Origin of the sequence: Bacillus methanolicus PB1 (assembly GCF_000262755.1) — a bacterium.
Lineage (GTDB): Bacteria > Bacillota > Bacilli > Bacillales > Cytobacillaceae > Bacillus_Z > Bacillus_Z methanolicus.
On sequence record NZ_AFEU01000003.1, the window covers coordinates 911,010 to 933,819 of the forward strand.

Annotated in this window: 23 protein-coding genes; 2 read left to right on the forward strand and 21 right to left on the reverse strand. The window is 39.8% G+C overall.

Going from position 1 to position 22,810, the window contains the following annotated elements:
* From yqfD to gpr, 20 genes are all read right to left on the reverse strand, one after another.
* Nucleotides 1-1,188, reverse strand: coding sequence for a sporulation protein YqfD (gene yqfD / locus PB1_RS14210; RefSeq protein WP_004437996.1), 1,188 nt, complete (start codon nucleotides 1,186-1,188; stop codon nucleotides 1-3).
* Nucleotides 1,189-1,203: 15 nt separating this feature from the next.
* Nucleotides 1,204-1,488 carry a sporulation protein YqfC gene (yqfC, locus tag PB1_RS14215; RefSeq protein WP_004437998.1) on the reverse strand — a complete coding sequence of 95 codons (285 nt, stop codon included), beginning with the start codon at nucleotides 1,486-1,488 and terminating at the stop codon, nucleotides 1,204-1,206.
* Nucleotides 1,489-1,557: 69 nt separating this feature from the next.
* Nucleotides 1,558-2,040 carry a hypothetical protein gene (locus PB1_RS14220; RefSeq protein WP_004438000.1) on the reverse strand — a complete coding sequence of 161 codons (483 nt, stop codon included), beginning with the start codon at nucleotides 2,038-2,040 and terminating at the stop codon, nucleotides 1,558-1,560.
* A gap of 42 nt (nucleotides 2,041-2,082) precedes the next feature.
* Nucleotides 2,083-3,081: a flotillin-like protein FloA gene (gene floA / locus PB1_RS14225; RefSeq protein WP_004438001.1), complete on the reverse strand. Its 999-nt coding sequence runs from the start codon at nucleotides 3,079-3,081 to the stop codon at nucleotides 2,083-2,085.
* A 16-nt stretch (nucleotides 3,082-3,097) separates the two neighbouring features.
* The gene (locus tag PB1_RS14230; RefSeq protein WP_004438002.1) at nucleotides 3,098-4,429 is read right to left on the reverse strand and encodes an NfeD family protein; all 1,332 of its coding nucleotides are present in this window, start codon (nucleotides 4,427-4,429) and stop codon (nucleotides 3,098-3,100) included.
* Nucleotides 4,430-4,575: 146 nt separating this feature from the next.
* On the reverse strand, nucleotides 4,576-5,022 hold the full coding sequence (locus PB1_RS14235; protein WP_004438003.1) for a GatB/YqeY domain-containing protein: 447 nt from the start codon (nucleotides 5,020-5,022) through the stop codon (nucleotides 4,576-4,578).
* A 15-nt stretch (nucleotides 5,023-5,037) separates the two neighbouring features.
* On the reverse strand, nucleotides 5,038-5,211 hold the full coding sequence (rpsU, locus tag PB1_RS14240; RefSeq protein WP_004435817.1) for a 30S ribosomal protein S21: 174 nt from the start codon (nucleotides 5,209-5,211) through the stop codon (nucleotides 5,038-5,040).
* Nucleotides 5,212-5,485: 274 nt separating this feature from the next.
* Nucleotides 5,486-6,151, reverse strand: a complete 666-nt coding sequence (deoC, locus tag PB1_RS14245) for a deoxyribose-phosphate aldolase (protein WP_004438004.1) — start codon at nucleotides 6,149-6,151, stop codon at nucleotides 5,486-5,488.
* A gap of 162 nt (nucleotides 6,152-6,313) precedes the next feature.
* Nucleotides 6,314-7,666, reverse strand: a complete 1,353-nt coding sequence (gene mtaB / locus PB1_RS14250; RefSeq protein WP_004438005.1) for a tRNA (N(6)-L-threonylcarbamoyladenosine(37)-C(2))-methylthiotransferase MtaB — start codon at nucleotides 7,664-7,666, stop codon at nucleotides 6,314-6,316.
* A gap of 8 nt (nucleotides 7,667-7,674) precedes the next feature.
* Complete coding sequence (locus PB1_RS14255) at nucleotides 7,675-8,424, reverse strand: 16S rRNA (uracil(1498)-N(3))-methyltransferase (protein WP_004438006.1); 750 nt, start codon at nucleotides 8,422-8,424, stop codon at nucleotides 7,675-7,677.
* Between the two features lie 93 nt (nucleotides 8,425-8,517).
* Nucleotides 8,518-9,456: a 50S ribosomal protein L11 methyltransferase gene (gene prmA, locus PB1_RS14260; protein ID WP_004438007.1), complete on the reverse strand. Its 939-nt coding sequence runs from the start codon at nucleotides 9,454-9,456 to the stop codon at nucleotides 8,518-8,520.
* 20 nt (nucleotides 9,457-9,476) lie between these two features.
* Nucleotides 9,477-10,613: a molecular chaperone DnaJ gene (gene dnaJ, locus PB1_RS14265; protein ID WP_004438009.1), complete on the reverse strand. Its 1,137-nt coding sequence runs from the start codon at nucleotides 10,611-10,613 to the stop codon at nucleotides 9,477-9,479.
* A 191-nt stretch (nucleotides 10,614-10,804) separates the two neighbouring features.
* Nucleotides 10,805-12,637 (reverse strand): molecular chaperone DnaK, encoded by a 1,833-nt coding sequence (dnaK, locus tag PB1_RS14270; protein WP_004438012.1) that lies wholly within the window; start codon nucleotides 12,635-12,637, stop codon nucleotides 10,805-10,807.
* Nucleotides 12,638-12,672: 35 nt separating this feature from the next.
* Nucleotides 12,673-13,293 (reverse strand): nucleotide exchange factor GrpE, encoded by a 621-nt coding sequence (gene grpE, locus PB1_RS14275; protein ID WP_004438014.1) that lies wholly within the window; start codon nucleotides 13,291-13,293, stop codon nucleotides 12,673-12,675.
* 153 nt (nucleotides 13,294-13,446) lie between these two features.
* Nucleotides 13,447-14,478 carry a heat-inducible transcriptional repressor HrcA gene (hrcA, locus tag PB1_RS14280; protein ID WP_004438017.1) on the reverse strand — a complete coding sequence of 344 codons (1,032 nt, stop codon included), beginning with the start codon at nucleotides 14,476-14,478 and terminating at the stop codon, nucleotides 13,447-13,449.
* A gap of 86 nt (nucleotides 14,479-14,564) precedes the next feature.
* On the reverse strand, nucleotides 14,565-15,704 hold the full coding sequence (gene hemW / locus PB1_RS14285) for a radical SAM family heme chaperone HemW (RefSeq protein WP_004438018.1): 1,140 nt from the start codon (nucleotides 15,702-15,704) through the stop codon (nucleotides 14,565-14,567).
* Between the two features lie 89 nt (nucleotides 15,705-15,793).
* Nucleotides 15,794-17,629: a translation elongation factor 4 gene (lepA, locus tag PB1_RS14290; RefSeq protein ID WP_004438021.1), complete on the reverse strand. Its 1,836-nt coding sequence runs from the start codon at nucleotides 17,627-17,629 to the stop codon at nucleotides 15,794-15,796.
* A 240-nt stretch (nucleotides 17,630-17,869) separates the two neighbouring features.
* A complete protein-coding gene (locus PB1_RS14295) occupies nucleotides 17,870-18,211 on the reverse strand; it encodes a YqxA family protein (RefSeq protein WP_004438034.1) in 342 nt (113 codons plus the stop codon).
* Nucleotides 18,212-18,227: 16 nt separating this feature from the next.
* Complete coding sequence (gene spoIIP, locus PB1_RS14300; RefSeq protein WP_004438037.1) at nucleotides 18,228-19,436, reverse strand: stage II sporulation protein P; 1,209 nt, start codon at nucleotides 19,434-19,436, stop codon at nucleotides 18,228-18,230.
* A gap of 68 nt (nucleotides 19,437-19,504) precedes the next feature.
* Nucleotides 19,505-20,629 (reverse strand): GPR endopeptidase, encoded by a 1,125-nt coding sequence (gene gpr / locus PB1_RS14305; RefSeq protein WP_004438041.1) that lies wholly within the window; start codon nucleotides 20,627-20,629, stop codon nucleotides 19,505-19,507.
* A gap of 198 nt (nucleotides 20,630-20,827) precedes the next feature.
* Between gpr and rpsT the strand changes: the two genes are divergently transcribed.
* The gene (rpsT, locus tag PB1_RS14310; RefSeq protein WP_004438044.1) at nucleotides 20,828-21,094 is read left to right on the forward strand and encodes a 30S ribosomal protein S20; all 267 of its coding nucleotides are present in this window, start codon (nucleotides 20,828-20,830) and stop codon (nucleotides 21,092-21,094) included.
* A gap of 46 nt (nucleotides 21,095-21,140) precedes the next feature.
* Here rpsT and holA read toward each other — a convergent pair whose 3' ends face one another.
* Entirely contained in the window at nucleotides 21,141-22,166 is a 1,026-nt protein-coding gene (gene holA, locus PB1_RS14315) for a DNA polymerase III subunit delta (protein ID WP_004438047.1), read from the reverse strand.
* 423 nt (nucleotides 22,167-22,589) lie between these two features.
* On the opposite strand from holA, the gene PB1_RS17195 reads away from it, so the two are divergent.
* The gene (locus PB1_RS17195; RefSeq protein WP_004438050.1) at nucleotides 22,590-22,724 is read left to right on the forward strand and encodes a YqzM family protein; all 135 of its coding nucleotides are present in this window, start codon (nucleotides 22,590-22,592) and stop codon (nucleotides 22,722-22,724) included.
* Nucleotides 22,725-22,810 lie beyond the last annotated feature (86 nt).

The window sequence follows — 22,810 nt, forward strand, 5'->3', positions numbered from 1 at the left end:
TCAATCTCCTTGGATAATTGGTTGTCCTTGTGCAATGTTTTCTATAATTTGAAAGTGGATTACTAAATTTACTTTACCATTCTCTATAGATTGGTGCAAAATTTTTTCGCCTTTAATCACTGCATCTTCAGGGAGGCGGTTTTTAAGGTCATTTCTCGCCGCAATCTTTGCCATCTTAATTGCATCTTCATTTGAATAAATTCTAGTTACCTTTTCACTTTCTCGAATTGTCTCGGTTTCAATTGATAGAGGCAGGGTCCATTTTAAAAAACGAATCTTTTTTTCGCTCCGTTCTTTTTCATATACTGAATATTCCGGGTTTTTAAAGCCCCATACAATAAGCCGCAAGCTTCCTATTTTTAAATAGTATTTCCTATACTCGTTTCCATTAAATACTTGGAAAGTACTTTTAAGAGGCAGTTCTACCTCGGACTTGTACCATGTTTCGCCTAAAATTTCACCTTTAGCTGCAACGTTTACCGTTTGCCCTTCTTTTCCATACGTTCCGGAAACAAGCAGCTGTCCGGGCAGTACAAGGTCATGGACTTTGACGATCGGAACCCCTTTTTCAACAAACATGTCCACTATGACAGCCTTTTTTTTCGCAACTAAATGTCTTGGGCTTAAATATTCAGGTTTTTCCGGTTCATTTTTTTCCACAATTTGAAAATGGAAGGTTGTCCCTTTTAATTCCACGCCAACCCATGTAATCGCCTGAACATTATTCGTTAATTCACGCTGAATTGATTCTACATCATCCAAAAAAAATTGCAGTTTACCTATTTTTATTCCCATTTTGTTTAATTCTTTTCTGATTTGATGTTCTGTAGCAGGGCTTGCCCCTTTTATTTCGATCCCCCAAATCGTATTCGATAAATACACGATGAGAATAAAAAACATTAGGATACCGATGATAAAACCGCTGTTTTTTTGTAGCCGCTTCAGCAAAAAAGGAAATCCGCCACCGTGTAAGAATTCAATCTTGCATTCGCTTTTTCTTGCCGCAACCCGCAATTTGTTCACATCAGGGAGCCGCATTTTAAAGGTAAGCGCGGCAGTCCCATGCCTTTTTACATTCCAAACCAATATTCCGCTTTTTGTTAAATGATTGATAAACCTCTCAATTCCTTTGCCTGATGCCTTTACTGTTACGATTCCGAAATAAAACATAATCCAATGGTTTTTCATCATTTTCCCCCTGAATTATTCATTAATATATATCACCTGGTCTATTTTTCCTTCCAACAAAATTTCTTCCGGGAAGATCGTTTTTATGACAAAAGAATTTCCTTTTACGAGTAGTTGCCCCTGCTTTAACAACAGGCGCAGCTCTTTATCTGAAAAGGCCAATAACCCCTGGTGGTTCTCAATATAAATATGAATTTGTCCGATCATGGTTATTCGGGGTAAATCCATCATGACATCTTGAGGTAGATCCATTTTTTTCGTCATCCAATTTTTAATCGACTGGCCCCATTTTTTTGCCATAAAAAAAGAACCCCCTTTCATCTCATATGTATGAAATAAAAGGAAGTTCTAGCACATTAAAATGATTGGTTATCTTCTTTTATAGCTATGAGGTCTTTTGGTACGCGGAGGCCCTAAAATTTCCGAAAAAATAATCCCATTAAGAAGATTTGCCTCTTCTGCAGTAAATAATTCATTTGCATTATCTTTGCCGGCAGGACTGAAACTCAAGTGACTATTTTCAACTGAATTTCGGATTTGCCTTGCCTTCTGTTCAATCACAGATTGCTGTTTTTTTAAAGCAATAACCTGTTCTTCAACTTTTCTCTTTTGATCAGCATATTTTGCTTCAATTTCATCTGAAATGTCTTTTGGCTCACGCTTTCTCTTTTCGCTCTCCGGTCTTTTATTTTCTTTATGGATTGTTGCTTCTTGTCTCTTCGGGTAAGGCAATCCGCCTGCAGTAAATGGTTTTGCAGGACTCTGTTTCTTTTGCTCTCTGCTTTGATTTTTAAACTGGTTATAAATACTTGAAATGATGCCAATGACAATGGCAATGATAATGGTTTCCATTAGAGGCTCCCTTCCTCCCTTCCCGAGGATTTGGTATTTCTCTTAATCATTTTTATTGCTGTCTTTTTTATCGCCTGTTATTTTTCCAATTGAATTTCTCATTTCAGTATCGGCCGATATATTCTGAATATTCATATAATCCATAACACCGATATTACCTTGTCGCAGTGCTTCTGCCATGGCAAGAGGCACTTTGGCTTCTGCTTCCACAACTTTTGCTCTCATTTCCTGAACACGTGCTTTCATTTCTTGTTCTTGAGCAACTGCCATCGCCCTTCTCTCTTCTGCTTTTGCCTGGGCAATTTTTTTATCAGCTTCCGCCTGATCCGTCTGCAGCATTGCCCCGATATTTTTCCCGATATCCACATCGGCGATATCAATTGAAAGAATTTCAAAAGCAGTGCCCGCATCAAGTCCTTTTGTAAGAACGGTTTGTGAAATCATATCGGGATTTTCCAGCACTTTTTTATGGTTATCAGAAGAACCGATCGTGGAAACGATGCCTTCCCCAACACGGGCGATGACCGTTTCTTCTCCGGCTCCCCCGACCAATCTGTCAATATTCGCTCTAACAGTAATTCTAGCTTTAGCTTTTACTTCAATTCCATCCATAGCTACACCGGCAATAAAAGGAGTTTCAATTACTTTTGGATTAACACTCATTTGTACAGCCTCGAGGACATCCCGGCCAGCCAAGTCAATGGCTGCTGCTCTTTCAAAGGATAAATCGATGTTGGCCCGCTGGGCGGCAATTAATGCATTTACGACCCTGTCGACATTTCCCCCTGCCAGGTAGTGGCTTTCAAGCTGGTTTGTGGTTACATTTAAACCGGCTTTATGTGCTTTAATTAACGGATTTATTACCCTGTTAGGGATTACACGGCGAAGCCTCATCCCTATTAGCGTAAAAATACCCACACGGACTCCGGCAGCCAGCGCGGAAATCCACAGCATAACCGGAACAAATGTTAACAAAATGGCAAGTAAAATAATTCCAAGTGCAACGAAAACTAATATCAACGCAGTTGCTGCATCAATCATTAGAAATCCTCCTTAGTTAATCTTCATTTTTTAAGTCAGGAATTTCTCTGACAACGATTCTCGGACCTTCCGCTTTAATGACTCTTACTCTTGTATTTTTTTGGATAAAACTGCCCTCGCTGACAACATCTAGACGTTCATTATTAATTACAATCGTTCCGGCTGGACGCAGGGCCGTTAATGCATAACCTTCGAGGCCAATTAATTCCGGACGGCTTTTATTAGAGACATAGCCCTTTTCCGTACTTGTTGAATCTGTTAAAATAATTTTCCTAAAAAGTCTTATTTTTTTACCAAACACCTTTACCAATAAAATAAATGCAAGGATAGAAACGCCAATTGCAATCAATAATGAAATTCCCATATGAACGGCATTTTCAGCAGACAAAAACAGACTGGCGATAATTAAAACAAATCCAAGTATGCCGGCAATTCCTCCGGCAATAAAAAATTCCAATAAGATGAGGCCGACTCCGATTACGAATAAAATGATCGTTTCATATCCCGCGAGGCCTGCTACTAAATGGCCGTAGAAAAATAGCAGCAAAGTCGATAAGCCTATAAATCCCGGAAGGCCAAATCCCGGAGAAAACAGTTCTACAACGAGTCCAAGGCTTCCGACAGTTAATAAAATGGGAATAACAATCGGGTGGGTAATGAATCGGGCAACTTTCTCAGCAAAGCTTTCATTTATTGTCCGAATATCTGCTTGATCAAGACCGAGCACTTTAAGCAATTCATCCAAATTTTTGACAATTCCTTCAGCATATCCCGCTTCGATTGCCTGGTCAGATGTAAGTGTCAACAAATCATCCTTTCCGTCTCCATACTGAGGCAATTCGATTTTTTCATCAGCCATTGCAAGAGCATAAATGGGATCCCGGCCATTTATTTTCGCAGCACTCTGCATTGCGGCAAACCAGTAAGATTCCGCTTTTTTTCCTGCCGCATTTCCATTTTGGTCGATAACTGCCGCAGAACCGATTGTTGCACCCGGTACCATGTAAATTTCATCCGCATTCAACGAGATGTAAGCTCCGGCAGATAACGCTTTGTTGTTAATAAAGGCTATTGTTTTTACTTTTGCAGAAGACAGCAGTTTTCCTATTTCAGCAGCCGCATCAACAGCCCCCCCGGGAGAATTCACTTCGAAGATCACAGCATCTGCTCCTGCCTCTTCTGCCTCAGAAACGGATCTTTTCAAAAAAGCATACAACCCTTTTTCTACCGTTTCCTCAATTGGAACGACATAGACGATTTTATTTTTTGCAAACCCGTTAAACGGGATCAACATTAAAAATAATCCGGCTGCGAATAAGAGGACGGCAAGGGTTCGAACCTTTTTCACTCTTTCGCCTCCTTTCCATATAAATCTATTGTATTCCTATTTACGATTTTCTTTAAGAAAAGTTCCAATATATATTAAAATTATGGTTGAAGATCAATTTTCGAGCATAAAAAAGCCGCAAGCAACGCTTGCGGCGAGTTCTGACTTTATGAAAGGTGTTTTTGTACAAGTTTATTGACAAGTGAACCATCTGCTCTGCCTTTAACTTTAGGCATTATTGCAGCCATCACTTTCCCCATATCTGCTTTTGACGCGGCACCTGTTTGAGAGATTGTTTCTTTAACGATCTCTAAAAGTTCCTCTTCAGAAAGCTGCTTTGGCATATATTCTTCTACAAACCGCAGTTCAGTGCGTATTTTCTCAACGAGGTCTTCACGACCGGCTTTTTCGAATTCCTGGAGGGAGTCCTTGGGTTGTTTTACTTCGCGAGAAAGAACGGTCAACTCTTCTTCTTCGGATAATTCTTTTTTCCCAAGCTTTATTGTTTCATTTTGCAATGAAGCTTTAATCATCCGAATAACGGTGAGTTTGTCTTTTTCCTTGCTTTTCATCGCTTGTTTCATGTCTTCATTTAAACGCTCGAGAAGACTCATTAATTACACCCTCTCTTACCACTTACGTTTTCTTGCAGCTTCAGACTTTTTCTTGCGTCTTACGCTAGGCTTTTCGTAGAATTCGCGCTTTCTGGCTTCTTGCAAAGTACCGGTTTTTGATACAGTACGTTTGAAGCGACGAAGAGCATCTTCGAGCGATTCGTTTTTACGGACGATTGTTTTAGACATTCTCTTTCCCTCCCTCCGAACACAGCACACTAACATCCTACATGTAAAATCATGTACCATGCCATTATAATATAATGCTGAAACAAGGTCAACTGTCATTAGCCCCGTTTATAAAAATCTTCGGATATTTCTAATAGAAAATTTAGCAGAAAAGGTAAAAGAGGCTGATCCATAAGTGCCAGGCTTATGTCTTTAGTTAACTAAAGGTGCCCCTGTTACTTAGTTTTAGGTCAGCCTATTGAAAGCATAAAGCATGTTGCTTGTGCTATTTCTTTTAATAATCGGATTCGCTTGTTAATCCTTTTACAATTGATACGCCTGAACTAGCACCTATTCGAGAAGCTCCTGCTTCAATCATGTTTTTAGCATCTTCCGCGCTTCTTACTCCTCCAGAAGCTTTTACTCCGATATCCGGTCCAACTGTCTTACGCATAAGTTTGACATCTTCAACTGTCGCGCCGCCGGTTGAGAAGCCTGTTGAAGTTTTCACATAGTCCGCACCTGCTTTTACTGCAAGCTCACATGCACGGACTTTTTCTTCATCGGTTAACAGGCAGGTTTCAATGATAACCTTTGTCAAAGCTTTTCCTTTTACCGCATCAACAACGGCACGAATTTCCTTTTCAACGAAATCGTTATCGCCGCTTTTTAAAGCTCCGATATTGATAACCATATCTATTTCCGCTGCTCCGTTTTCAATCGCATTTTTCGCTTCAAATACTTTTGTCTCAAGCGTCGTTGCTCCGAGAGGAAAACCAATAACTGTAACAACATTGACCCCGGAGCCTTTCAATAGTTCACCGGCAAATCTAACCCAGCCGGGATTTACGCAAACAGATGCAAATTTATATTCTTTTGCTTCTTCACAAAGTTTTCTTATTTGTTCTTTTGTTGCATCAGCTTTTAATAATGTATGATCAATCATTCCAGCTATGTCCATATTCAAAAGTAGTTCTCCTTTCAAAACAATGAGTTGTACGTACCTCTATAATCATACCATTATGGATTCTAAAATCAACAATTGACTACAAATTATATTTGTCCCATTTTGCTTGAAAGAATTCGATAAAAGGAAAAGGAATTGCGTAATACAATTCCTTGTTTAAATCACAGCCTTTTCTTGTTCGTGAATCTCATCGAGAACTTTTACGAATTGACCTTCATTATACGGGTATCCTGCTTTTGTAATTTTTACTTTTACAATTTTTCCAACCATATCTTCCGAAGCAGGGAAAACAAGTTTTAGATAGTTATCTGTATATCCTTCGTAAAGCCCGCTTTCAGGCGCCTCTTTATAACGCTCTTCCGGAATAACTTCGAGAACTTGGCCTTCAAATTGCGAAGCATATTCTTTGGCAAGTTGATCAGAAAGAGCAATTAGTCGGTGGACGCGTTCATTTTTGACCTCTTCATCAATTTGGTTTTCCATTCTTGCAGCAGGGGTACCTGTTCGTTTAGAATATGGAAATACGTGAAGCTCGGAGAATTTATGTTCTTTTACAAAATTGTAAGTTTCCATAAATTCTTCTTCCGTTTCACCCGGGAAGCCGACAATTACGTCAGATGTGACGGCTAATCCGGGAAGAGCTTCTTTGAGACGGTTTATCCGCTCAGCAAAAAACTCCATTGTATACTTTCTGCGCATTCTTTTTAAGACTGTATTTGATCCAGATTGCAGCGGTATATGCAAATGTCTGACGATTACTTCGGACTTGTCCAATACCTCAATCACTTCATCGGTAATCTGGCTCGCTTCGATAGATGAAATACGAAGGCGTTTTAAGCCTTTTACTTGAGCTTCTAAATCTCTTAACAACTTAGCAAGATTATAATCTTTCATATCTTCTCCGTATCCGCCTGTATGAATGCCTGTTAAAACAATTTCTTTATAGCCGGCATCCACAAGCTGTTGGGCTTGGCGGATTACCTCCTTAGGATCGCGGGATCTCATCAGTCCGCGGGCCCAAGGAATAATACAGAATGTACAGAAATTGTTGCATCCTTCTTGAATCTTTAATGAAGCACGAGTCCTGTCAGTAAATGCAGGCACATCAAGTTCTTCGTATACTCGGTTTTTCATAATATTGCCCACAGCATTGATTGGTTGTCGTTCTTTTTTATACTGTTCAATATGCTCAAGCATTTTCACGCGATCTTGTGTACCGACGACAATATCAACACCCGGAATTGCCAGAATTTCTGCTGGTGAAGTTTGCGCATAGCAGCCTGTTACACAAATAACAGCATCCGGATTTTTTCTAATTGCCCGGCGAATTACTTGACGGCTTTTTTTATCGCCAGTATTCGTAACAGTACATGTATTAATTACATATACATCTGCTATTGCTTCAAAATCAACGCGTTCATAGCCTTGCTGTTTAAACAGCTGCCATATAGCTTCCGTTTCGTAATGGTTTACTTTACATCCTAATGTATGAAACGCCACTGTTGACATAGTTGTGGTCACCCCAATAATTCAAAATGATAAGAAACGGCTGATAATGCGTATAATGGCGCCGTTTCTGTCCGCAATATTCTTGGCCCTAGCCCGCAGCTTTCAAATCCGTTCTCCTTCAAAAGAAGAATCTCTTCCTCTGTCAAACCGCCTTCCGGGCCAAAAACAAAAAGAATTGATTGTCCTCTTTCCAATTTATTTAATGTTTTTGAAAGGACTGATGATTCTCTTTGTTTCGCATCTTCCTCAAAAGCAACTAATTTTTTGTCATAATTCTTGCTTAAATTTATCAATTCAGTTAACGAAACAGGACTTAAAACTTCAGGAATCTTATGCCGATGGGATTGCTCGGAAGCTTCTTTCGCAATTTTTTTCCACCTTTCGATCTTCCTGAAAGCTTTCTTATTATCCCATTTTACAACCGAACGTGTTGCATTTAAGGGAATAAACTCCCATGCTCCGAGTTCAGTGCCTTTTTGGATAATCCATTCAAATTTATCCCCTTTAGGCAATCCGCTCGCGATTGCAACTCGAACGGGTAACTCAGATGTTCCATCAATCCATTTTACAACGTTTGCAATCGCTTGTTCATCGGTAATTTCTGCAATTTCGCAAACCGCACTGATTCCATCAGGATCAACACATATTATGCTGTCGCCTTCTTTCATTCTCATAACCCGTGCAATATGATGAAGGTCGTCCCCAGTAATTGAAAAGCGGTTTTCGATTGCGGGATGACTGACAAAATACCTTTGCAAACGCTCTACCTTCCTTCATAAAGTATTTCTATCACTGTCATTTTCATCATCATAAAAAGGGAGATCCCGGAGGATTCATCCCTTGAAGAACGATTAATTCCTTCGGGAAATAATTGCAACCCAATCTTCCATCTGAATCGTTTCTTCAATTTCAAAACCGGCTTCGATGATCGCATCTTTAACATCTTGTTTTTTTTGCTGGATAATTCCTGATGCTATAAAAAAGCCGCCTTTTTTAACTATCCTCGCTGCGTCATTAGTAAATCGAAGAATAACTTCTGCCAAAATGTTGGCTACGACAACATCTGCTGGACCTTCAATTCCATCAAGCAAGTTGTTTTGGAATACAGTTACGATATTCTGAACCTTATTTAATTTCACATTCAGGCGCGCAGCACTTACAGCAACATCATCTAGATCAAGCGCTTGAACATTCTCTGCTCCAAGAAGTGCTGCCGCGATTCCGAGCACCCCTGAACCGGTACCGACATCAATGACGCAGTCCCCATTTTTAACCGTACGCTCAAGGGCTTGAATGCACATAACAGTAGTTGGATGCGTACCTGTTCCAAACGCCATTCCCGGATCCAATTCTATTATAAGTTCATCGCTGTGCACCGGAGTATAATTTTCCCAAGTAGGAACAATCGTAAATTTTTCTGATATTTTAACTGGATTATAATACTTTTTCCAGGCAGTCGCCCATTCTTCTTCATTTATTTCACTGATGGTAATTTTATTTAAGCCGATGTCGATGTTGTATAGAATAAGATTATTGATCGCTTCTTTTATTTCATCGACCGTTTCTCCTAAAAAGCTGTTAACCGGCAGGTATGCTTTCACAATTACGCCTTCATCAGGATAATCAACCGGATTGAGCTGGTAGATTTCACCGAATCGGTCTTCTCTTTCTTTAATCAGATCATACTGATCTTCAATCACTACACCGCTTGCTCCTGCTTCATGCAAAATATTCGCAATTGGTTCAATTGCCTCATTGGTCGTATGAATACTAATTTCTGACCATTTCACGATCTGCCAACTCCATTTCCTTAATCACCTTTAAAGGCTCGTTTTACCTTCGAAAAGAAATTTTTTTCATGTTCTCCCTGAGGGACTTGACCGCTTATTTCAGCAAATTCTTGGAGCAACTGCTTTTGTTTCTCTGTTAGCTTTGTAGGGGTGATAATCCGAACGTTAACATACTGGTCACCTATGCCATAACCCCTGACATTTGGCACTCCCTTGCCCCGCAGTCTGAATCTTGTGCCTGTTTGGGTACCTGCAGGTATTTTTTGCTTAACCTTTCCGTGCAAAGTAGGCACTTCAATCTCATCGCCTAATGCCGCTTGGACGAAAGTGATCGGCATTTCACAATAAATGTCATCTCCGTCACGTTTGAAAAATTCGTGAGGTCTGACATGAGCCACTATATATAAATCCCCTGGAGGACCGCCATTAATACCTGGTTCTCCCTCGCCTGCCACTCTTATCTGCTGGCCGTCATCAATACCCGCAGGAATTTTCACAGAAATCTTACGGCGTATTTTTACCTTTCCGGATCCGCCGCATGTTGTACACTTTTCTTTAATTTCCTTACCTGTACCGCTGCAGTAATGGCAAACCCGCTTATTGACGATTTTGCCAAAAGGTGTATTTTGTTCAGTACTTAACTGGCCTGTGCCATGGCAATGTTTGCAAACTTCAGGTTTTGTTCCTCTTTTTGCCCCAGAACCGTTACAGGTGTCGCAAGTTTCCTCTCGAGGTATTTCAATATTAGTCGCTTTTCCAAAAACAGCTTCTTCAAAATCAAGGGTCATCGTATATTGCAAGTCTGCACCCTGTCTCGGCGCATTTGGATTTCTTCGTCTTGACCCCCCTCCAAAAAATGCGCTGAAAATATCTTCAAAGCCTCCAAAACCTCCGAAATCAGACCCGCCAAATCCATCAAAGCCTCCAAAGCCTTGGTTTGGATCGGTATGGCCGAACCGGTCATATTGGGTGCGTTTTTGATCATCACTTAAAACTTCATAGGCTTCCTTGATTTCCTTGAACTTTTCATCGGCACCCGGCTCTTTGTTTATATCAGGATGATACTTTTTGGATAGTTTTCGGTACGCTTTTTTTATTTCGTCCTTAGAAGCATCTTTGCTTACTCCTAGGACTTCATAGTAATCCCTTTTACTCATGATTACCACTCCCCGATTCCTTTCACATAAAGGTAATTGTAACACTTCTTAACAAAAAGGTGCAACAAGAAAAGCGCAAGCAAAGCGTCCTTTGTGGATCTGGACAACAATAAGCTTATACAAGAAAAAGCCAAAGCCAAGAATGACCTGACTTTGACTTTTTCAGAAGAATAATGGAAAAAGGATACTTTTTATTTGTCGTCTTTTACCTCTTCAAACTCAGCATCTACAACATTGTCATCTTTTTTCATTCCATCTTGCCCCTGAGTATTTTGCGCCGCTTGAGCTTGTTTCGCTGCTTCTTCATAAAGCTTGACTGTTAAATTTTGTACGATTTCTTGCAGAGCATCCTTTTTAGCGCGGATTTCATCGAGATCGTTTTTCTCGAACGCTTGTTTTAAGGCATCCTTCGCTTCATTTGCTTTTTTAACTTCTTCTTCATCCACTTTTCCCTCAAGATCTTTTAACGTTTTTTCAGTTGTAAATACTAACTGATCAGCTTCATTCCGAAGTTCCGCTTCTTCTTTGCGTTTTCTGTCTGCTTCAGCATTCTCCTCGGCTTCTTTAATCATCCGCTGAATTTCCTCTTCAGATAAGCCGGTAGAAGATTTAATTGTAATCGCCTGTTCTTTATTTGTGCCGAGGTCTTTGGCACGGACATTTACAATACCGTTCTTATCAATGTCAAAAGTTACCTCAATTTGCGGAATCCCTCGAGGTGCCGGAGGAATGTCTGTTAATTGGAAACGGCCCAATGTTTTGTTGTCGGCAGCCATTGGACGTTCACCTTGAAGCACGTGAATATCAACAGCTGTTTGGTTGTCAGCCGCAGTTGAGAAAATTTGTGATTTCGATGTCGGAATAGTCGTATTTCGTTCAATCAGTTTTGTAAATACGCCTCCCATTGTTTCAATTCCAAGGGAAAGCGGCGTTACGTCAAGCAATACAACGTCTTTTACATCACCGGAAATGACGCCGCCTTGAACTGCAGCTCCCATTGCTACTACTTCATCAGGGTTAACACCTTTATGAGGTTCTTTTCCGATTTCCTTTTTGATGGCTTCTTGTACAGCAGGTATACGTGTAGAACCGCCGACAAGAATGACTTTGTCGATGTCAGCCGGAGTAAGTCCAGCATCTTTTAATGCCTGACGGGTAGGCCCCATTGTTCTTTCAACAAGGTGGGCTGAAAGCTCTTCAAATTTAGCTCTTGTCAATGTAACTTCCAAATGAAGCGGTCCAGATTCTCCTGCAGTAATAAACGGCAGTGAAATTTGCGTTGTTGTCACGCCAGACAAGTCTTTTTTCGCTTTTTCAGCAGCATCTTTCAAGCGTTGCAATGCCATTTTGTCTTTTGAAAGGTCAATCCCATTTTCTTTCTTAAACTCGTCAACAAGATAATCAATGATCACTTGGTCAAAGTCGTCGCCGCCCAGGCGATTGTCACCTGCAGTCGCTTTTACTTCGAATACGCCGTCGCCCAATTCAAGAATCGACACGTCGAATGTTCCGCCGCCAAGGTCATAAACAAGAATGGTTTGATCCTCTTCCATTTTATCAAGACCATAAGCTAATGAAGCTGCAGTCGGTTCGTTTATTATTCGCTCTACTTCAAGTCCGGCAATCTTACCCGCATCTTTCGTTGCCTGGCGCTCTGCATCATTAAAGTATGCAGGAACAGTAATAACTGCTTTCGTTACCTTTTCGCCAAGGTAGTCTTCGGCATAAGATTTTAAGTATTGAAGGATAATAGCTGATATTTCTTGTGGAGTATATTTCTTTCCTTCAATTTCCACTTTATAATCGGTACCCATATGTCGCTTAATGGAAATAACCGTATTTGGGTTTGTAATCGCCTGGCGTTTTGCTACTTCCCCTACCAAGCGCTCGCCGTTTTTAAATGCTACAACAGAAGGAGTCGTACGGTTTCCTTCCGGGTTTGGAATTACTTTTGGTTCGCCGCCTTCTAAAACGGCAACACATGAGTTTGTCGTACCTAAGTCAATACCGATAATTTTGCTCATGTTCTTAACCTCCCGATTTACTATGTAGTACGCGCTTATAATTGATTAACTTTTACCATTGAAGGGCGAATGACTCGGTCTTTTAACATGTAGCCCTTTTGAAATTCTTCTACTACAATATTGGCATCATAATTTTCGTCTTCTACCTGCATGACTGCATGATGCAAGTTTGGATCAAATTCTTTTCCCACAGCTTCAATCGGCTCGACACCTTCTTTTTTAAGGGCATCAAGCAAGCTTCGGTACACCATCTCCATACCTTGCAACAATGATTTCGCTTGTTCATTATCTATTTCGAGCTTTAATCCTCTTTCAAAATTATCGATTACAGGCAGAAGATCGGTTACTAAGCTTTGTGCTCTATATTTTTCACTCGCCTCAAGATCCATTCTTGAACGGCGGCGGAAATTCTCAAAATCAGCTTGAAGGCGCAAATAACGATTACTTGATTCTTCTAATTTTGCTTCCAATTCTGCTATTTTTGCATTTGCTGCTTCAAGTTCATTTTCTTTGCTTTCTTTCAATGCTTCCTCTTCAGCTTCGTTTTCTGCAAAAACAGGTTCAGTTGTTTCTTCTGTCATGTTTTCTTCAGCTTGATTAAGATGGTCAGTTGTTTGTTTCGTTTTCTCTTCGGCAATGTTTTTTTCTTCTGTCACATTGCTCACCTCCTTAAAAATATAAGTATGGAATCAGGTGAGAAAGAGCGATTTGAACTAAGAATTCCCACCTGATCGGTTCACTTATATAAAAACACATGGAAAGGCAAGGGTGCGTCCGTATCACAGCACCCTTACTCAATATTTCCAGCGTTAGTTACTTTGATACAGTCTTGTCAGGGCAGTTGACAAGTCTTTGCTGATTAAATCGAGCAGGCTGATTACCCGCGAATATTCCATTCTTGTCGGTCCAAGAATCGCGATTGTTCCAAGCTTTTCTTCCCCCACGGTATACGTAGCGGAAATGAGGCTGCAATTTTCCATTGCAGAATACTTATTTTCCCTGCCGATTTTCACGCTTATACCCATAGGATTTTTGGGGATCAGTTCATATATTCTCTCTTCCTCTTCAATTATTGCCAAGAGATCACGGATTTTATCAATATCATGAAACTCAGGTTGTCTCAACATGTTTGTTTTTCCGCCAAAAAACAGCTTTTCATTTGCCGGTATCTTAAGTATGTCGGCAATTGTATGAAGCAAAAGATCGTAGCTCTTAATGTGCTGCCGCAAATAGGAAGCCACTTCCTTGTAAATTTTTTCGTTTAAATCGACAATCGGAACACCGATTAACCTTTCGTTCAAAATATTGACCAGCTTTTCCAGTTCACTTGAGTCAATTGATGGGGGCAAGTGAAACATTCGGTCTTCAACGTGACCGGTATCAGTCACAATAATTGCAATTGCAGCAGTCATATTTAAAGGGACAATTTGAATTCTTTTTAGTTTATTATCTCTTACTGCCGGACCTAAAACGATGGAAGTATAATTGGTTAAATCTGATAAAATTTGTGCTGATTTTTGGACAATTAATTCAAGCTCGTAAATTCTCTCAGCAAAAATTGATTTAATCTTTTTCACTTCTTCTTGCCGCAATTTTTGCGGTGAAAGTAAATGGTCAACATAGTACCGGTAGCCCTTTTCAGACGGGATTCTTCCCGATGAGGTGTGGGTTTTTTCAATATAACCCAGCTCTTCAAGATCTGCCATTTCATTGCGGATCGTAGCCGAACTTAAAGAAATCTCTTCTTTTTTCGATAAACTTCTAGAGCCGACCGGTTGCGCAGATCGAATAAAATCATCAACAATCACTTGAAGAATTAATAGTTGCCGATCTGTTAACAACTGACATCACCTCTGTTAGCACTCTTATTAAACGAGTGCTAATTCTAACTATTAAATTATCAAATGAAAGGGGATGATGTCAACGATTAGATTACGCCGATAAAGGACTGAAATACCTCATTCCCAAGAAGCCTTCCATTTCTCGTTAAGAGTATTTTATCGTCTGTCACCTTGATGAGGCCTTTCGCTTCGAGTTCATTTATTTCTTCCTTGAATATATCGAGAGGATCGGATCCATATTTTTTAACAAATTGCTGAATCGAAACTCCGGTTGTTTTTCTTAAACCAAGAAACATTTCTTCTTCAATTTTCTCTGTTTCCGTCAATGTATGACATTCCATAATCGGCAATTTTCCTTCTTGGATTCTTTCCATATATTTTTTTAAAGGACCGAAATTGGAAACCCGCTTGCCGTTAATATACATGTGCGCCCCTGCACCAAACCCGTAATAATGCTCATTATTCCAGTAAGTAAGATTATGCCTGCTCTCAAACCCGGGTTTTGCAAAGTTGCTTATTTCATATTGTTTAAATCCATGTTTATCCATCTCATCCATAAGAATTTCATACATGGCCGCTTCTATATCTTCACCTGGCAAGGGCAATCTTCCTTTGTTCATTAGATTGTAAAAAACCGTTTTCGGCTCGATTATTAAAGAATAGCCGGAATAATGAACGATATCTAATGAGAAAGCAATCTTAAGCGTTTCTTTGAAATCATTGATTGTTTGTTCAGGCAAACTGTAAATTAAATCAACATTAATATTTTCAAATCCTATCTGTTTTGCCAGCTCGACAGAATGAAAGACATCCTTTGCACAGTGAGCCCTGCCGATTTTTTTCAACAGTTTATCATTGAAAGTTTGGACGCCAAAGCTTAACCGATTCGCCCCGGCTTCTTTCAATATTTGCAATTTTTCTTTTGAAAGGTCTCCCGGATTCGCTTCAAACGTAAACTCCGTATTGAGATCGTATGAAAGATGTTCCTGAATCAATTCACATAGCTTTCCTAATTGCAGTTCGTTTAAGGCAGTTGGTGTCCCTCCGCCAACATATATCGAATTCAAGCGTTCATTTGGGAACTGTTCAAGCGTTAGCGCCATTTCTTTTCCGAGCGCATCGAGATATTCATTCACCGGCTGCCCTTCTAAAAAAAATTTATTAAAATCGCAGTAATAACATATGTGCTCACAAAATGGAATGTGAATATAAGCGGCATTAATCAAAATCAACACAACCTTGTTTTAAAAATTTTCATATGAAAAAAGGCTAGAACTGCTTTTTTAAAGCCAACTCTAACCCGTTTCAATAATTCTTATTTTTTTGAATTGTTGTCATCCATTTTTAGTACTGCCATAAACGCTTCTTGCGGAACTTCAACAGAGCCTACTTGCTTCATCCGCTTTTTCCCTTCTTTTTGTTTTTCAAGAAGCTTGCGTTTTCGGGTAACATCCCCGCCATAAAGTTTGGCTAAAACGTTTTTGCGCAATGCCTTAATTGTTGAACGAGCAATAATTTTGTTGCCGATTGCAGCCTGGACCGGAACTTCAAATTGCTGGCGCGGGATTAGGTCTTTTAATTTTTCAACGATGACTTTTCCGCGCTCATAAGCAAAATCCCGGTGAACGATAAAGCTTAATGCATCGACCCTTTCCCCGTTCAATAAAATATCCATTTTTACAAGCTTGGACAGTTTATATCCGATTAACTCATAATCAAAGGATGCATAGCCTTTTGTACTTGATTTTAACTGATCAAAGAAATCGTACACAATTTCAGCTAACGGAATTTCGTACACAATACTTACACGAGATTCATCCAAGTATTGCATATCAACAAAATTTCCGCGTTTTTGCTGGCAGAGCTCCATGATCGCTCCCACGTAATCATTTGGAGCCATCATCACAGCTTTTACATAAGGCTCTTCGATATGGTCAATTTTTTGCGGATCCGGCATATTTGATGGATTATCCACTTTGACTTCGGAGCCGTCTGTTAAGATAACGTGGTAAATTACGCTGGGTGCAGTTGTGATTAAATCAATATTAAATTCCCGTTCAATCCGCTCCTGAATGATTTCCATATGAAGAAGGCCAAGGAATCCGCAGCGGAATCCAAATCCTAAAGCCTGGGAAGTCTCAGGCTCGAACTGAAGGGCAGAGTCATTTAATTGCAGCTTTTCAAGTGCATCACGCAAGTCATTAAATTTGGCACTGTCAATAGGATACATGCCGCAATATACCATCGGGTTTAATTTGCGATAGCCCGGCAATGGCTCGGTGGCGCCATTTTTCGCATTTGTAATCGTATCCCCGACCCGTGTATCGCTTACATTTTTGATAGAAGCGGTTAAATACCCGACATCCCCGACAGATAATTCATCGACGGGAACAGCTTTCGGCGTAAAGACGCCTACCTCTGTCACCTCAAATTCTTTTCCGGTAGCCATCATTTTTATCTTATCGCCGATTTTCACCGTACCATCAACGACGCGGATATAAGTAATAACTCCGCGGTAGGCGTCATACAGCGAGTCAAAAATTAGGGCTTTTAAAGGTGCATCAGGGTCTCCCTCAGGGGGAGGAATCTTTTCAACGATTTGTTCTAAAATCTCTTCAATCCCGATTCCGGCTTTTGCACTTGCCAAGACCGCTTCAGAAGCATCAAGACCGATAACTTCTTCAATTTCATTTCGGACACTTTCCGGGTCTGCGCTTGGAAGATCAATTTTATTGATGACCGGCAGAATCTCCAGATCATTATCTAGGGCCAAATAAACATTTGCCAGCGTCTGGGCTTCAATCCCTTGTGCAGCGTCGACAACGAGAATGGCTCCTTCACAAGCTGCTAAACTCCGGGAAACTTCATAAGTAAAATCGACGTGTCCCGGTGTATCAATTAAGTGAAATGTATAGACTTCTCCATCTTTTGCTTTATATTTCAGCTGAACGGAGTTTAATTTTATCGTAATTCCTCTTTCTCTTTCAAGATCCATTGAATCCAATAGCTGATCTCTCATTTCACGTTCAGTTAATGCATTTGTTTTCTCAAGGATGCGGTCAGCTAAAGTAGATTTCCCATGGTCGATATGAGCGATGATGGAAAAATTACGGATTTTGGATTGTCTTTTCAGCCTTTCTTCTCTGTTCATATCGTTCACTCCTACTATTCTCGCACATATACACTTTTTTGATTATATCAGCACCGCTATGAAGATTCAATCAAAAGTCAAGTCTCGGCAGCTCAAATAGAAATTAGGCAATGATGAAATACAATATTGAAAAACAAGCAATAATTTTTAAAAAAATATCGGCAATTTTGGAAAAACAGACCAGAATTATCGAAAAGAAAATAACGGTCTAAACAAAAAAACGGAACCAGGTTGATTCCGTTATTCATTCGCTTTTTCGGTTATGAATTTAATTATATTATTGACAACGTTTGTAAACCATTCAGCAATTTGTTTTCCAATCGATGAAAAGAAATTATAAGCTTTCATTTCTTCAAGCTGTTCTTTTTTCTTTTCCAGATCATGGCTTGTAATATCATTTCCTAAAATGGAAGCTTCAAGCTCTCCGTTTTCCCTTGGTTTAACCGTGAATGCGTTGTTAAAACCCCGATCATCGTAGCCTTTCATCTTATGAATCCCTTCATTGGCCTGCTGCATCCCAAAAAGAACGCACAGAAACATGGCGCTTGCAATAAGAAAAGACTTTAGCATAAATAATTTCATAACCGATCACCTTTTATTATTTCTTTTCAGCTGGTTCACTGGCAGGTTTATTTACTCGCTCAGCTTGCCAATAGTATTCACTAAATACATCTGCCAGAGCTTCTGCCGAACGGTTCAATTCCTCAAACGTATTATCTATCCCGCCGAATTCAATTAAGATTGCATTTTCGGACAAATCTTGATTGAATTTCCCGTTCGTCCGTGCTCCTTTTAATTCAATGATTCCCCGGCTCAGCCCTTTTCCATATTTTTCATCAAGCAATTTGTGGAGCTCGTTTGCAAGTTTAAGATTTTTATCATAGTTCGGATTCTCCGCACCGATTACAAATGCAATTTTTGCATAAGATTTCCCATTAATATCAATTGTCGTGTACTTTTTTCTCCGAGAATCCCTGTGAATATCAATTAAATAATTTAGATCGCGGTTCCTCGCAAGGGCAGCCTGGACAACTTGTCTTGACTCCTGATAAGACTGGGCATATGACCAGCCCTTTTTATTTAAATTCCCTTGAATATCCGTTTTTTCTACTTTCGCTCCTATGCCTTTAGATTCTAATTCTGCCTGCAGTTTTTCACCAACTTTCGTTATATTAATTTTTGAATGGTAAGCCATATCCGCATCCGTTACTCCCTTTAAATACGGGAGAAAGGATTCTCGATTATGAGAGAAATAAATATAGACAACTTTTCGATTTCCTGTATTAATCGGAGGTGTGGCCGCTTTCCCGTTGCTTGTTGATTCATCTAAACCTTCTGTATTTTGTAATGCGGCTTCCCTTTCGGCTTTTAAAACTTCAATAGGCGGAGAGGATTCGATTGGCATATTTGTATAGTTCGTCCCTTCACCGGCCACAAGAATTTTACTGTCAAAAATAGAAAAGCCCGGAAGCTCCCTTCCAAGCAGACTTCTTGGATCATCGAGGCTAATATTTGTTGACAGTTTGAAAAGTGCACTTGAAAGTTTTGTTGAGCTTGCGTTTTCGGGCAGTCCTTGCAGAAAATAATGGTTTTCCCAACCGAGCAACCGAAAAAGGAATTCTCCTGTTATATTTGTTGCCGCATTATTTACGGATGATGAAGATATTCGGTACTCAGGTTTTAGCGATGTCAAAACACCGCTAATGGAAAAAGACATAAACATAAATAATAGAATGGATGCTGCTGCTTTCAGCAGGGTTGTCCCTTTCACTGAGACCACAATCCCTGCCTGTTTGATCTGTTTCATTGTTCCACCTCCCGGCAAGTCTAGTAAAACATATGACTTTGCTAGAAAAGATAGAACATGCATCTTTCTTATCTCGTATAAAAACCTCTGTTTTCTTCATTCACATTCTTATGAAGAGCGGAATTTAATCCGGTAGCCAATAAATTTGCCATATCCTCAATAAATACATCTACTTCTTTAGGCGTAACCATTAGATTGTGGCCAAGCGGCGATAAAACCTCGTGAATAAGCTTGCGTTTTTCTTCATCCGGAAGAGTTCCAACGATACCTAGAAAAGTCTTTCTCTGCTGTTCCTCAGGCAAATCCTCTTCCGTCAATTTTCTCTTTTCCAAAAACGCAAAACCTGCCGGGGCAAGTGATCGGGACGGTCTGTTTCCTTCTTTTAATTCCCGCCCAAAATGCTTTAATATAAAGTCAATTGTATCACTTGTAATTGATACCGCATCAACAACTGTAGGAACTCCAACAGCAATAACCGGCACCCCTAATGTTTCCTTGCTTAATTCTTTCCGTTTATTTCCTACACCTGAACCCGGATGGATCCCTGTATCTGAAATTTGGATCGTTGAATTGACCCTTTCAATAGACATCGAAGCAAGAGCATCAATGGCAATGACAAAATCAGGCTTTGTCTTTTCCACTACTCCAAAAATAATGTCGCTCGTTTCAATTCCCGTTAATCCCATTACTCCCGGTGATAACGCACTTACCGATCGGTAGCCTTTCTCAATATTTTCCGGCTGAAGTTCAAAAAGGTGCCTTGTAACAAGCAAGTTTTCACATACTAGCGGTCCGAGAGCATCAGGCGTAACATTCCAGTTGCCAAGTCCGACAACAAGACAAGATGCATCCTCAGGGATACCGGTATCTTTTAAAAAATGAGCAAACTCTCGGGAAAAAACATCTGATACTTTTTTTTGCAGTTCGGTATCTTTCTGCCTAATCCCAACAACTTCTATCGTCAAGTACCTGCCCGGCTTTTTGCCAACTGTTTTTTCCCCTTCTTCCGTAATTTGTACAAGTGAGAGTTTTATACCTTCATCCTCTTTTTCCTTAATCATGACACCATTTATTTGGGAAAGATCTTCCTGTTGATTCAAACTCGCGTTTCGTTCTATTAAAGCCTTTTCCCGTGCTTCTATTGCAAGGTCTGTACGGACTGAATATTTACTTAAATCAAGCGATTCTTTCATAATGATCACCACTTTCGCGATTAAACTAATTCCTATCTTTTCCGTTCTTTTTCAAAAACATTCATTTAGCACGACTATATTAAGAGGTATTGCATTATTTAAAGGCGTTTGATAGAATATCTTTTGTTCTAAACATTTGCTGTTGAATGTGAAAGTCGAGTTAATATAGTCTCGATGCTTTTTTAGGAGGTGAACGGAATGCCAAACATAAAATCTGCCATTAAGCGTGTAAAAATAAGTGAAGCCAGAAATGCCCACAACAATGCAATCAAATCTTCTATGCGTACTGCCGTGAAGAAAGTTGAAGCTGCAATCGTAAATAACGATGCAACATCTGCAAAAGAATTTTTAGTAGATGCTGCGAAAAGGCTGGACAAAGCAGCTGCCAAGGGTCTTATCCATAAAAAAGCAGCTGCCCGCAAAAAGTCTCGTTTGATGAAAAAATTGAACTCATTAAATGCTTAAGATGGCATTTAAGGGGCTGACTCAATTGAGTCAGCCCCTTCTATTTTCATTTAGCATGGTCATGTAAGCGGAACAGAATGAGTTCAATTAGCAATTGTTTATCCATATCTCCCGTTTTCATCTTGTAATCGGCATTTGCCAGCTGCTCAATAAAAAAGCTTAGCTCGTTGTCTGTAAAAAGCTTTGCTTGTCCGGCCGCCAATTTAACACGGAAAGGGTGAATTTTAAGAAAACTGGCGATTTGCTGCTGCCCGTAGCCTCGCCTTGCCAGCTCTTTTACTTGATAAATCAGACGGAACTGTCCCGAAATAATCGATAAAATTTTGACCGGCTCCTCATTTTGTTTTAAAAGATCATAATAAATCCTGAACGCCTCGTCTATCTTGCGATGGACTACTTTATCCACGAGTGTGAAGATATTTTGTTCTAATGACCTTGCTACAAGCTTTTCGACGATCGAAACATCGATTCTTTTCTCATCTTCTACATATAAAGCAAGCTTGTCTATTTCACTTTTAAGCATGAGCAAATTCGTCCCGGCAAGTGAAAGAATGACGTCAACGGCATCGTCATCAATTTCAACTCCGTTAATGGCAGCTCTTTCCCTTATCCAATATTTTAATTCCTGCTCATTGAGTTTTTTAGCTTCAAGGATTACTGCTTTTCTTTTCAGCTCTTTGACGATTTTTTTCCGTTCATCCAGCTTTTCATACGGGGCAGAAAAGACGACTACTGAATAAGGAGCGGGTTCCTGCAAATAAGCCTCGAGCTTTGAAAGGTTATGCTCAACCTTTTCTTTTGTTTTTTCTGATGTTAAAAAAACCGGGTTATTAAGAATGATCAGCCTTTTTTCCCCCATAAACGGGAACGTTTCAGCATCTTCAATAGCTTTTTCAATCGATGTTTCCTCAAGATCATAGGATGAAAAACTAAAATCCTTTTCTTCATTTTCAAGAACATGGGACAATAAAAGCTGCTTCGTTTCATTAATAAGAAATGATTCCGGGCCATATAATAAATATAATGGTGAAATCTGCTTTTTTTTAATTTGCTTCCATACTTTTAACACCAATGTCCTTCGCTCCGTTCCATTCATTTTCACTAACATTTATCGTAAAGAAGCAAGGCCGATTTGGCAAGAAGCAATGCGGAATGCTCCTGCGAAAAGCTCCCGCTAACCTTCATATGCATAACGTTGCCGAGTGTTTCTTGTAGAAATAACAACGAAAACGGCGGGATAGCCGGCATTTTCTCCACAATTGCAAAGGGAATTGGCATTCTCTCGTTTTGCCAATTCCCGATCTATATTGAACGCCGCTATATGAGGCCTAGGATACTCATATGACGGCGGTACACCTTAAGTACTAATTATTTTTGCCTTTTGAATGTAAACTATTTGTGACAACTCTTGTCATTAAAGGAAAAGCAATCGGGGAACGCTGGATTTTTTTTTTCATATCGCTTATACTAAAAAGGAAAATAGGAGGGGTAGACTGTGAACGAATTTGAAAAGAACGTACAAAGCAAACGAAATGATGCCGTTGACTCAGCCGTAGGATTCATTGTCTCTTTCGGATTTTTTACAACCATGTTTATTATCGCAACTGTCATCAAAGTAATCGGTTCATAATAACGGCTACATAACATGAAATTCACATGAGTGGTTCATCGCCGAGGGCTGGCTCATAATAGTCTGACTCCCTCCGATAATGACAA

Bases quoted from the DNA above. Each gene is read 5' to 3' on its own strand.
- yqfD (WP_004437996.1), bottom strand. From the start codon at position 1,188: ATGAAAAACCATTGGATTATGTTTTATTTCGGAATCGTAACAGTAAAG.
- yqfC (WP_004437998.1), bottom strand. From the start codon at position 1,488: ATGGCAAAAAAATGGGGCCAGTCGATTAAAAATTGGATGACGAAAAAA.
- PB1_RS14220 (WP_004438000.1), bottom strand. From the start codon at position 2,040: ATGGAAACCATTATCATTGCCATTGTCATTGGCATCATTTCAAGTATT.
- floA (WP_004438001.1), bottom strand. From the start codon at position 3,081: ATGATTGATGCAGCAACTGCGTTGATATTAGTTTTCGTTGCACTTGGA.
- PB1_RS14235 (WP_004438003.1), bottom strand. From the start codon at position 5,022: ATGAGTCTTCTCGAGCGTTTAAATGAAGACATGAAACAAGCGATGAAA.
- rpsU (WP_004435817.1), bottom strand. From the start codon at position 5,211: ATGTCTAAAACAATCGTCCGTAAAAACGAATCGCTCGAAGATGCTCTT.
- deoC (WP_004438004.1), bottom strand. From the start codon at position 6,151: ATGGACATAGCTGGAATGATTGATCATACATTATTAAAAGCTGATGCA.
- mtaB (WP_004438005.1), bottom strand. From the start codon at position 7,666: ATGTCAACAGTGGCGTTTCATACATTAGGATGTAAAGTAAACCATTAC.
- dnaJ (WP_004438009.1), bottom strand. From the start codon at position 10,613: ATGAGTAAAAGGGATTACTATGAAGTCCTAGGAGTAAGCAAAGATGCT.
- dnaK (WP_004438012.1), bottom strand. From the start codon at position 12,637: ATGAGCAAAATTATCGGTATTGACTTAGGTACGACAAACTCATGTGTT.
- lepA (WP_004438021.1), bottom strand. From the start codon at position 17,629: ATGAACAGAGAAGAAAGGCTGAAAAGACAATCCAAAATCCGTAATTTT.
- PB1_RS14295 (WP_004438034.1), bottom strand. From the start codon at position 18,211: ATGAAATTATTTATGCTAAAGTCTTTTCTTATTGCAAGCGCCATGTTT.
- spoIIP (WP_004438037.1), bottom strand. From the start codon at position 19,436: ATGAAACAGATCAAACAGGCAGGGATTGTGGTCTCAGTGAAAGGGACA.
- gpr (WP_004438041.1), bottom strand. From the start codon at position 20,629: ATGAAAGAATCGCTTGATTTAAGTAAATATTCAGTCCGTACAGACCTT.
- rpsT (WP_004438044.1), top strand. From the start codon at position 20,828: ATGCCAAACATAAAATCTGCCATTAAGCGTGTAAAAATAAGTGAAGCC.